We start from the raw sequence: 623 nt of genomic DNA on the forward strand, positions 1-623 counted from the left end.
GGGGCTGGTGCACGAGTAGGTGACATCTGATCTGGCTTGCCCTGCCGGGCGGCCTGGAAGGATGCCAGCTGTGCCCAAGCCCTATCCCCAGGAGTTCCGCGACGACGTTGTCCGCGTCGCCCAGAACCGTGAAGACGGTGTGACTCTCGAACAGATCGCTGCCGACTTCGGTATCCACCCGATGACCCTGAACAAGTGGATCCGCAAGGCCGACGTGGAGGCCGGGATCAAACCCGGCACCACGTCGGCCGAATCGCGTGAGCTGCGCGAGGCCAAGCGGCGTGTGCGCCTGCTTGAACAGGAGAACGAGGTCTTACGCCGGGCGGCGGCGTACCTGTCCCAAGCGAATCTGCCGGGAAAAGGTGGTACCCGCTCGTGAGTGAGCTGGCCGCTGACGGCATCCCCGTCGCGGTGGCGTGTCGGGTACTCAAGATCGCTCGCCAGCCCTACTACCGGTGGCGCAAGAACCCGATCACCGACGCCGAGCTCGCCGAGGCGTACCGGGCCAACGCCCTGTTCGACGCCCACCGCGAAGACCCGGAGTTCGGCTACCGCTACCTCGCCGACGAGGCCGAAGCCGCAGGCGAGAAGATGTGCCGGCGGACGGCGTGGCGGATCTGCTC

1 protein-coding gene and 1 pseudogene are annotated in these 623 nt (G+C 66.8%); both read left to right on the top strand.

The features are described from left to right. Positions 1-70 precede the first annotated feature (70 nt). On the top strand, positions 71-379 hold the full coding sequence (locus tag A5785_RS23465; protein ID WP_005180812.1) for a transposase: 309 nt from the start codon (positions 71-73) through the stop codon (positions 377-379). Then, positions 376-623 (top strand): annotated as a pseudogene (locus tag A5785_RS05790) (IS3 family transposase); the annotation flags it as partial. The gene A5785_RS23465 and the pseudogene A5785_RS05790, both read left to right, overlap by 4 nt.

It is taken from the genome of Gordonia sp. 852002-50395_SCH5434458, assembly GCF_001665905.1.
In the GTDB taxonomy this organism is placed as follows: Bacteria; Actinomycetota; Actinomycetes; order Mycobacteriales; family Mycobacteriaceae; genus Gordonia; species Gordonia jacobaea.